This window comes from Psychromonas aquatilis (genome assembly GCF_038155185.1).
Taxonomy (GTDB): Bacteria; Pseudomonadota; Gammaproteobacteria; order Enterobacterales; family Psychromonadaceae; genus Psychromonas; species Psychromonas aquatilis.
Genome location: NZ_JBAKAZ010000017.1, coordinates 43,130 through 53,442 on the forward strand (window position 1 = coordinate 43,130; position 10,313 = coordinate 53,442).

At 38.5% G+C, this 10,313-nt stretch carries 11 protein-coding genes and 1 riboswitch; all 11 genes read left to right on the forward strand.

What is annotated here, in order from left to right:
* Positions 1-81: 81 nt before the first annotated feature.
* The 11 genes from V6256_RS06370 to V6256_RS06420 all read left to right on the forward strand — a co-directional run bounded on the left by V6256_RS06370 (position 82) and on the right by V6256_RS06420 (position 10,218).
* Positions 82-900 (forward strand): TIGR01459 family HAD-type hydrolase, encoded by an 819-nt coding sequence (locus tag V6256_RS06370; protein ID WP_341597242.1) that lies wholly within the window; start codon positions 82-84, stop codon positions 898-900.
* A gap of 369 nt (positions 901-1,269) precedes the next feature.
* Entirely contained in the window at positions 1,270-2,247 is a 978-nt protein-coding gene (locus V6256_RS06375; protein ID WP_341597243.1) for a porin, read from the forward strand.
* Between the two features lie 195 nt (positions 2,248-2,442).
* Positions 2,443-3,048 (forward strand): YccT family protein, encoded by a 606-nt coding sequence (locus V6256_RS06380; protein ID WP_341597244.1) that lies wholly within the window; start codon positions 2,443-2,445, stop codon positions 3,046-3,048.
* Positions 3,049-3,200: 152 nt separating this feature from the next.
* Positions 3,201-3,317, forward strand: a riboswitch (TPP riboswitch).
* A gap of 65 nt (positions 3,318-3,382) precedes the next feature.
* Positions 3,383-4,243 carry a bifunctional hydroxymethylpyrimidine kinase/phosphomethylpyrimidine kinase gene (gene thiD / locus V6256_RS06385; protein WP_341597245.1) on the forward strand — a complete coding sequence of 287 codons (861 nt, stop codon included), beginning with the start codon at positions 3,383-3,385 and terminating at the stop codon, positions 4,241-4,243.
* Positions 4,240-5,067, forward strand: a complete 828-nt coding sequence (locus V6256_RS06390) for an ABC transporter ATP-binding protein (RefSeq protein ID WP_341597246.1) — start codon at positions 4,240-4,242, stop codon at positions 5,065-5,067. Before thiD ends, V6256_RS06390 begins: the two co-directional genes overlap by 4 nt.
* Positions 5,060-5,857, forward strand: a complete 798-nt coding sequence (locus V6256_RS06395) for an ABC transporter permease (RefSeq protein WP_341597247.1) — start codon at positions 5,060-5,062, stop codon at positions 5,855-5,857. Before V6256_RS06390 ends, V6256_RS06395 begins: the two co-directional genes overlap by 8 nt.
* 49 nt (positions 5,858-5,906) lie before the next feature.
* Entirely contained in the window at positions 5,907-6,857 is a 951-nt protein-coding gene (locus V6256_RS06400; RefSeq protein ID WP_341597248.1) for an ABC transporter substrate-binding protein, read from the forward strand.
* A 17-nt stretch (positions 6,858-6,874) separates the two neighbouring features.
* Entirely contained in the window at positions 6,875-7,564 is a 690-nt protein-coding gene (gene tenA, locus V6256_RS06405) for a thiaminase II (RefSeq protein WP_341597249.1), read from the forward strand.
* Complete coding sequence (gene thiM / locus V6256_RS06410) at positions 7,561-8,361, forward strand: hydroxyethylthiazole kinase (RefSeq protein WP_341597250.1); 801 nt, start codon at positions 7,561-7,563, stop codon at positions 8,359-8,361. Before tenA ends, thiM begins: the two co-directional genes overlap by 4 nt.
* 138 nt (positions 8,362-8,499) lie before the next feature.
* Positions 8,500-9,123, forward strand: a complete 624-nt coding sequence (gene thiE / locus V6256_RS06415; protein ID WP_341597251.1) for a thiamine phosphate synthase — start codon at positions 8,500-8,502, stop codon at positions 9,121-9,123.
* Between the two features lie 204 nt (positions 9,124-9,327).
* Entirely contained in the window at positions 9,328-10,218 is an 891-nt protein-coding gene (locus V6256_RS06420) for a LysR substrate-binding domain-containing protein (protein WP_341597252.1), read from the forward strand.
* Positions 10,219-10,313 lie beyond the last annotated feature (95 nt).

Genomic DNA, 10,313 nt, shown 5'->3' on the forward strand with positions numbered 1-10,313 from the left:
TCAATACAAGATGCTAAAAACATAAGCATCATGTTAAGTTTACTCATAAACAATCAGATTATAAGGATAAATAGAGTGAAAATGATCAGCGGACTAAACGATATTATCGATACTTTTGATACCTTCATTCTTGACCAATGGGGAGTGTTACATAATGGTGGGAAAGCTTTTCCTGAAGCTATCGAAGCCTTAAACTTTTTAAAAGAAAACAACAAAAAAGTGGTCATTTTATCGAATAGTGGCAAAACAGGTAGTTTTTCATACGGGCGCTTAGCAGACTCAGGTATTTCACGCGATTTATACCTTGATGTCTTAACGTCTGGTGATCATATGCGCCATAACTTCGAAACCGGTCAATTTAAATCGCTCGGCAGCAAAGCATTACATTTCACATGGGATAACGATCAAAGTGTATTAGATGATTGCGGCCTCACAGAAGCAAAAGTTGATGATGCTACCTTAGTGCTATGTTGCGGTGTAGACAGAGGTAGTGTTGATGCTTATATGGATGATTTAGCCATCGCGTATCAAAATAAATTAGAGCTAGTGGTAAGCAACCCTGATTTAGTGGCGATGACCCCAGAAGGTAACCTAAAAACCTGCCCAGGATCGATAGCGATGGCCTACCAAAAGATGGGGGGAAAAGTGCATTGGCATGGTAAACCTCAGCTTGAATTATATAAAATGTGTAAAACATTAGTGGGTGGATGGGATAAAGCAATAGCTGTAGGCGATAGTCTAGAGCACGATATTGCTGGCGCAAATACAGCAGGAATAAGTAGTTTATTCATTACCAGTGGGATACACGCTAAAGCAATTTCAGATCAAAATAGCATCGAAAAACTCAGCCAAGACTACGAGGTAAAAGCAGATTTTTCTGTTGATTGGTTTAAGAAGTAATAGTTATTTCTGCTAAAAATCAGTACAGATAGCGATGATTTACGCAGTATATGCTCAGTAATCAAAGATCACCATCACTGTTATTAAGTCCAGTGATGGTTCAATATTTAAACGATTAAGATCAAGTTTCACAATAATAAGAAAGGCCAATTTAATTTTAAAATTGCGACTTAGATCACCATGGAAATTAAATTTTTAACTTATTTGTGAATTAATGGATGAATTCATATAGATTGATTGGCGTGATTTAAAGTGACATGGACAGTTTACAGATCATCTGCAGCATTCATGAGCACTTCTTTTCTCATCTAAACTATAACATTTAAATATGACAAACTTTAAATGCCTCAAAAAATAGGAAAGATAAATATGAAATTTAACAAATATTTACTAACAATGACTTCTGGTCTTATCATCTCTGCTCCGCTTTCTGCTGTAAATTTATACAAAACAGATACTCAAGAATTCAATATTGGTGGCCGTGTAGAAGTACGTGGTAACCTTACTGATGGCGATTACTCTGATAAATCACGTGTACGTTTAAATGTAAACGGTAAAAATAAATTAAACGAAGACTTAACTGTTTTTGGTCGTTACGAATTTGAAATCACTGAAAATGAAGATGACAATGACGCTAACTTAAATACACGTCACTTATATGTGGGTGCAGAAACAAAAGTAGGTTCATTTATCTACGGTCATCAAAATAATGCTGTGACTTACTTAACTGACTTCACCGATTTAGCGGAAACATTCAGTGGCTACATTAATGAAAACACAGAAACGTCAGCCGACCGTTCAAAAAATACATTACGTTATATTTATGAAGATAATGGTCTAATGTTGCAAGCATCAGGCACTAAGAATGCAAACAACGAAGCCGATGGTTTTGGCTTAATGGCGGCATACAAATTAACAAGTGAACTTGAACTAGCTGCTGGTTTAACAAGCAGTGATCAAGAGTATGGCAATGATACTGACACTGAAACATCAAACTCTTACCTAGTCGCTGCACGTTACTCTAAAGGTGACATTTACTTATCTGCGATGGGTATGACAGGTGATATTTCAGCTGCTGGGATTGCAGATTCTGATTTTGTCGCAGTAGATGCATTTGCAGCTTATTACTTTGGTGACAATCAAGAAAACATGATTAATACAAGCTACAGCTACTACTCAGCGGATGATATTGATGCACTAGATACAAACTTTATCGGCGTTGAATACGCGCGTTATATGGGTAACTTTGCGGTATACGGCAGCTACAAGTTCGCATTAAACAACGATAACTCTAGCGGTCAAGGTCGTGAAAATGAGCTACAAGTAGGCGCACGTTACGGCTTCTAAATATTGATTAAAGCGATACACTTTTAAAGCACTCTTCAGAGTGCTTTTTTCATGGTAAATTAAAACTTAATCATTAGCTAAACGGATAATTTCGCTGATTTTTGAACTAGGTGATATTCATCTTTATGTAAAGCTCAACCAATAGTTCATTGATCAATATCCCACTCATCTATTTAATCATCATGGGCACTCAATATGAAACGATCGAATATAATACCTCTTACTTTGATGGCAGCACTAAGCCCACAAGTGATAGCAGAGATTAATTTAACAGTCCCTTCTCAAGTAACATTAGAAGTTATTAATGGTGCGGAAGCTAAACAGCAAAAAGCAATCACCTTAAAGGATGGTAAGAACCAAATTGCTTTTCAATATGAAGGAAATTATCGTAATGGAGGTGAAATTACCTATTTCAATACCGATATTATTTTAATGACCTTTGATGGAGAAAACCAAGACTATACACTGAGCTTACCAAGACTAGACTCAGATAAACAAGTAGCACAATTTAATGAGCAACCAGCGTTAACATTAACAGATAGTAACGGTAATGCAGTGTCTTTTGAACAAGGTAAATTGATGAAAAATGGTATTCAATTTAACCGAGATCTGGTCGCAGAAATGCGTGTATATAATCAAACAGAACAACCTGCCTCATTAAATCAAGTCGCTTCCATTATCATCCCTGAAAATGGCCAAACTGAAGGCGAAGTTGCCGGCAAAATGCTCGATTATTGGTATAGCAAAGCCGACCAAAAAACCCGTGATCAATTTAAAGCCCGTATTAATCAATCTAATTAGTTTTAATTAAACCTAACGCTCTACTTTCATAGGTAGAGTTTCCCTCTTTCTAAAGCTTTGTTATTTAAGAACAAAGTATCAAATAAACCAATCCGTATATTGTTTATTAATATGCGCATTGCACTTTCACTTAAAGTTGTTATCATTTGCCACACAAATAGTCGGGGAGCCGAAGGCTGAGAACGTTTGCGAAACTGGATAGTATTGCATAGATACCCGTTGAACCTGATACAGTTAGTACTGGCGCAGGGAACTATGAAAAAACTTCCCATAGAATACTGGTCTGTCTTTTGTTGGGGTTTCATTAGTTTCGATGCGTTTATTCGGAGCAGTGATGACTCAATTAACAGCAACACCTACTACCCCTTTAAAATCATCGGCTAAGCCACCTATCGTATTAACCATTGCCGGATCTGACAGTGGCGGAGGTGCAGGCGTACAAGCAGATATTAAAGCTATTTCTGCAACAGGCAGTTATGCTTGCTCAGTTATTACCGCGATCACGGCCCAAAACACCTTAGGTGTTTCCGATATTTTTTCCATTCCACTACAACATGTAGAAACACAACTTGATGCAGTCTTTAGTGACCTAAATATTGTTGCCGTTAAAGTCGGTATGCTAGCAGACTCTGACATTATCCAATTAGTGGCTAACAAGCTGAAACAGTACGCCCCAGCGTTTTTGGTCGTTGACCCTGTGATGGTGACAACCAATGGTGACCTTTTATTAGAAAAATCAGCGATTGATACCTTAAAAAATGTTTTATTTCCCCTTGCCGATATTATCACTCCCAACCTACCAGAGGGAGCTGCATTAATTGATATTGAAACACCGAGTGCTCAAGAAGGCATGTTCACTATGGTGCCTGCATTACGTGAAGTGGGCGCAAAGGCCGTGCTCTTAAAAGGCGGACAATTAGAAAACGACCAAAACAGTAATGACCTATTAATTACGGAAGATACAGTGGAGCAACTTAAGGCTAAGCGAGTTGCTACCAGCAATAACCATGGGACTGGCTGTAGTTTATCAGCCTCTATTGCTTCTTACTTAGCGCAAGGGTATCCGCTAAACACAGCAGTCAGGTTAGCAAAACAATACATTACTGAAGCATTAAAACATGCAGACCAACTTAATATTGGTGAAGGACGTGGCCCAGTTCATCACTTTTATCAATTACATCAGAGTCAATTATGATCCACTCTGATAGTCAAAAAATGAAGGAAAATGCACCCAGCATTGTTATTGATGATGGTTATTTGCATTACTTAAATAGTAAACAGCCTGTTTTAGACAAGCTCAATATGCATATCCCCTGTTCAAAGTGGACTTGTATTTTAGGACAAAGCGGTTGTGGTAAAACAACCCTTCTCCGTTACCTTGCAGGGATTATCAATGAGCAAGTGGTCTGGAATGGTGACTTAAGTATTAGCAATCAAATACCGTTACAGGGGCAAGTTGCTTATATGGCACAACAAGACTTATTAATGCCTTGGTTATCGGTCTTAGAAAATGTCTTGTTAAGCGATAAGTTTTCTCAACGGTCGCGACAAAAAAACAAACAACAAAAACAGCAACAAGTAGAAAAGGCAACTTACTTATTACAACAAGTTGGCCTTGCTGATAAAGCACAACAGCGCCCACAAAACCTCTCAGGTGGAATGCGTCAACGAGTCGCACTGGCAAGAACACTGATGCAAGACAAACCAGTCGTATTAATGGATGAACCCTTCTCTGCATTAGATGCAGTAACTCGTCATAAATTACAAAATTTAGCCCATCAATTATTAAAAGATAAAACCGTTATATTGATTACCCATGAACCACAGGAAGCAATTCGTTTAGCAGATCAATTATATATTCTACAGGGACAACCCGCTTCCGCTAAGGTCTTGACGTTACCAGATACAGTAGCTCCTCGCGCATTTTCTGAAGAAACCGCTTTATTACAACAAAACATTATCGAGAGTTTAGAGCAAAGCGATATTCAGCCAAACAATCCGGAGAAAATACATGGATAAGTTAACGCCTTTGACTCAGCTAACGCCACATATTAAACCTGCAGAGAAACCATTCAATAAATTTTTTAGAGCTGCCTTAACCTTATTTATGTTAATGGTTACCTGGCAAGCAATTGTCATGATCTTCAAATTACCTGCTTTCATCTTACCGGAACCACTTGCTGTTTTTGAACGATTAATTGCTCGCTCCGATGTGCTACTTAAACACAGTTGGGTGACCACTCAAGAAATAGTACTTGGCCTGTTATTAGGCTTATCCATGGGGTTATTTTTTGCTTTACAAATGCTGTTGTTTAAACCCATTAAACAATGGCTACTACCAATATTAATCGCCAGTCAAGCGATTCCAGTTTTTGCAATCGCCCCTATTTTGATGATCTGGTTAGGTTACGGAATAACATCAAAAATAGTGATGGCCGCTATGATTATCTTTTTCCCAGTGGTGACTTGTTGTTATGACGGACTGAAAAACACCCCAACAGGCTACCTTGACTTAGTTCAGACAATGCAAGCAACAAAATGGCAAACACTTCGTCATATCCAACTTCCAGCGTCCTTACCAACATTGGCATCAGGCATTAGAGTCGCAGTGGTGATCGCACCAATTGGCGCCGTCGCCGGTGAATGGGTTGGCTCTAGTGAAGGACTTGGCTATTTGATGCTACAAGCTAATGCAAGAATGTTAATTGACGAGATGTTTGCTGCATTATTTATTCTGTCAGCTATTTCAGTCTGTCTTTATTTTATAACGGATAAGTGCTTGGACAGACTGATCCCATGGCAACACTAACAAAATGGAATGTTCATTTTATTTTTTAACTTACAAGGAAAGATCTACCATGACCAAACACTTTTTAATTAAACCTTTACTCATCATAGCAACATTACTTTCATTTTCAGCTCAAGCTGCTGATAAAAAAGTAACCTTGATGCTTGATTGGTTTGTTAACCCAAACCACGGCCCGATCGTGATCGCCCAACAACTAGGCTACTTTAAAGATCAGGGTTTAGAGGTGGTGATTCAGGAACCTGCTGATCCAAGTATGCCGCCAAAGCTTGTTGCCGCAGGTAATATAGATTTAGCAATTACTTACCAACCAAATTTAATTCTTGATATTGCAGAATCTTTGCCTTTAGTACGCTCAGCGACGTTAATTGCAACGCCATTAAATACATTAATGGTATTAGATAACGATAAAATGAATACATTAGCTGACTTTAAAGGCAAAAAAGTTGGTATTGCCTTTTCAGGTAGTGAAGAAGCAACGATAGGCAGAATGTTAGAAACCGCAGGGTTAGCTTTTTCTGACATAGAAATTATTAATGTCGGCTGGGCGCTTTCTAGTTCACTGGCCTCTGGTAAAGTTGATGCCATTTGGGGTGGCTTACGCAACTTCGAAGAAAACCAACTGTTATTAGAAGGCTTCAAAGCAAAATCTTTCTTCCCTGAAGAACATGGCGTGCCAGCGTATGATGAACTTGTTTTTGTAGCTAATGCAAATAACTATGACTCAGCGATGATCAATGCTTTCAATAAAGCATTACAACAAGCCACTATCTATATTATGAATCACCCTCAAGCAGCATGGAATGAATTTGTAAACTATGCTCCAGACACTTTAGACAATGAGCTTAATAAAAGAGCTTGGAATGATACATTAACTCGTTTTGCCCTCCGTCCTGCCGCGGTTGACTTGAAACGCTATGATGATTATGCGCAATTTATGTTTGACAATAAACTCATTAAAAGCCTGCCTAAAGCGAAAGATTACATGCCAACATTTGATTAATTACGGAGTACCAAACGATGAAACATCAAGACTTAATTAACGCTTGTTTACCTGACTGGCAAACCTATATTACTCATCCATTTGTGATGAAACTAGCAGATGGAAGTTTGGATCGACAGTGTTTTTTACATTACTTAAAGCAAGACTTTTTATTTCTAAAACAATACGCTCGTGCCTATGCATTAGCGATTTACAAGTCCAACTCACTCAGCGATATGCGTAAAGCATTACCGGCAGTAAATACTTTATTAGACGGTGAAATAAATCATCATGTAACTTATTGTAAGAATTGGGGTTTAACAGAAACTGACTTAGAAGCGGAAGATGAAGACTTTGGTACTGTTGCTTATACCCGTTATGTATTAGATGCAGGTATGAGCGGTGACTTAGTGACTTTATACGCAGCTTTAGCGCCTTGTTCCATAGGTTATGCAGAAATTGGCCGATACTTAATCAACCATGAAAATACTAAAGTAGAAGACAATGAGTTTGCTAGTTGGATTGAGCTATATAGCGGCGATGAATTTCAAAAAAGCATACAGGAAAGTACCGAGCACTTTGATCAACTATTAGCTGAAATACCGTTAGATAGTCAACGAGGCCAACAGCTTATAAACGTATTTAGAACAGCAACTCGAATGGAAGTAGCCTTTTGGCAACAAGGCTTAGATGCTAATAAACAAATTGATGATAGAGATAAACAATGAAAAATACAGAGAAGATAACATTAATCAACGATGCATTAGCGACATTAAGAGCTCAAAAGCCTCTTGTTGTTAACATCACAAATTATGTTGTAATGAATAACACAGCAAATGCATTATTAGCTATTGGCGCTTCCCCAATCATGGCTCACTCACGTCAAGAAATGGCTGAAATGATGTCTTTTTGTGGCGCGCTAGTGATTAATATAGGGACGCTAGACAGCCAATGGGTGCCACGAATGATCTACGCCGTTGAACAAGCTAACCTCAATGACAAAGTAGTCGTTTTAGATCCTGTAGGTTGTGGTGCGAGTAAACTGCGTACTGAAACCTCTCGCCAAATCGCACACCTTGCTAAACATTTAATTATTCGAGCTAATGCCTCAGAGGTAATTGCACTCGCTGGTGCACAAGCTCAAAGTAAAGGAGTGGATGCAATGGATAGCAGTGATATGGCACTCGATGCAGCTCACTCGCTCGTTAAAGAATATCACTGTAATGTGGTTATTTCTGGGGAAACAGACTATATCGTTAACTCAAATGAAGTGATTTCCTTACACAATGGCCATGCCATGATGCCACATATTACAGGGATGGGTTGTAGTTTGAGTGCTTTAACAGGAGCCTTTGCTGCCATTGGCGAAAAAACAGGATTAGCTGCTGCGGCAATATTAGGTATTGCAGGTGAATTAGCGGCAAAAAATTCGCTAGGCCCAGGCAGCTTGCAAGTTAACTTACTTGATACCCTATATCAGCTAGATGAATCGGCAATTATTGAACACCTGCGTTTAAATGTTTAACTTTGAAAGCTAAAAGCTTAAAATATAAAGCATTAAATATAATAATGTTTTGAAGATACAGCAGAACTAGATAAACTCCTTACTAAGATTCTGCTTGTATCTTATTTATATCAACGAGCACCTCACACAGGAAAAGTCATGAGCCCATATCGTTTGTATTTAGTCACCGATGATCAACAAGACCTAAAAACACTTGTTCACGTCGTCAAAGAAGCCGTAGCCGGCGGTGTCACTATGGTACAAGTGAGAGAAAAAGGGAATGATATTCAATCCTTCATAAAACGAGCGCAAGCAGTAAAAGCAATATTAGAAGGCACTGGCGTAGCACTTATTATTAACGACCGTGTGGATGTTGCATTAGCAGTTGATGCTGATGGAGTACATTTAGGCCAATCGGATATGCCCGCGAGCATTGCTCGTCAGCTTATTGGTCCGACAAAGTTGTTAGGTTTATCTGTGGAAACCGACCAACAGTTACTTGATGCAAATGCTTTACCGCTAGACTATATCGGCTTAAGTGCCATTTACTCCACTCCCACAAAAACCGATATAAAAAAACAATGGGGTTTAATAGGCTTATATGGCGCACTTAAAAAGTCTAAGTTCCCAATCGTTGCCATTGGCGGCATTAACCCGGGTAATCTTGATCAAATCATTAAAACAGGTGTTGACGGCGTTGCCTTAGTCTCTGCTATTTGCCACGCACAAAGCCCTAAAATTGCAACACAAGAAATATTAAGTCAGATAAAAGCAGCAGAGTAAATCGGCTTGCCCCTTCCAGTTATGCTCTTAACGACTTATTTATTGATGATTTTGGCTCACTACAAAATGACTTATTAATAGCGTCAGCTATCTTGAGCCAGTTTATACTGAGCAAAAACTTACCTTTAAGATGCCAATCCAGTATTATCATTGCCAGTAATTTACGCTTTCAACAACTCTATCCTATAAAAACTGTGGCTAATTATGAATATCACGCTTAAGCAATTACATGTATTTATTACTATCACACAAGAAAAAACCTTAACTAATGCAGCAGAGAAATTGTTTTTAAGTAAACCGGCGGTCAGTATGGCGCTGGCTGAATTAGAAAAGCAGCTTGGCCATAAGTTATTTGAGCGTGCCAATAATCGCTTATTAATTAATGAAATGGGTAGAGCATTATTGCCTTTAGCAGACGAACAAATAGAACGAAGTCAGGCGATAACCAGCTTATTCGATAATCAAAACTTTCAGGGTAAATTACGTATTGGCTCTAGTAATACAGTAGGAAACCATCTTGTACCACTCATCCTATCTGAGTTTAAAAAACATACTGATCATCATGACCAATCCCTATGCATCGACAACAGTACCAGCATTGGCCAACAGCTAATAGATTATGAGTTAGATATAGCACTGGTCGAAGGGTTATTAATTGATAAACAATTACATATACAACCTTGGTTAAAAGATGAGATGGTGATCGTTTGCGATCCACAACACGCATTAGTTAATCAGCGCGTCACACTGCAAGACTTAAAGTCACAAACTTGGATTTTACGTGAACCCGGATCGGGCACGCGAGGCTTCTTCATTGATCATATCGGGCAATATATACCAGGCCTTCACATCGCCTTTGAGCTAAGCTCAACCGAGGCAATCATCAATTGTTGTGCTGCAGGGTTAGGTTTATCCTGTATGTCTCGTATTGCTGCCTATCACGCTTTACAAGATAAACGTTTAGTTATTTTAAGCATTGATATTGATATGTCGCGTGACTTATACCTTGTTTGGCATAAAGAAAAATATCAAAGCCCTGTTTTAAAAAAATTCATAACCTATTGCGAACAATGGAAGCTACCTAGAGCGACTTAATAAAAGCCCCTTCTATCCTGAATGTTAATGGCTTAGCATTGTTATACCAATTATATTAAATAAGTGATCTAAATTTTGCGCAGGAAAAATGACTG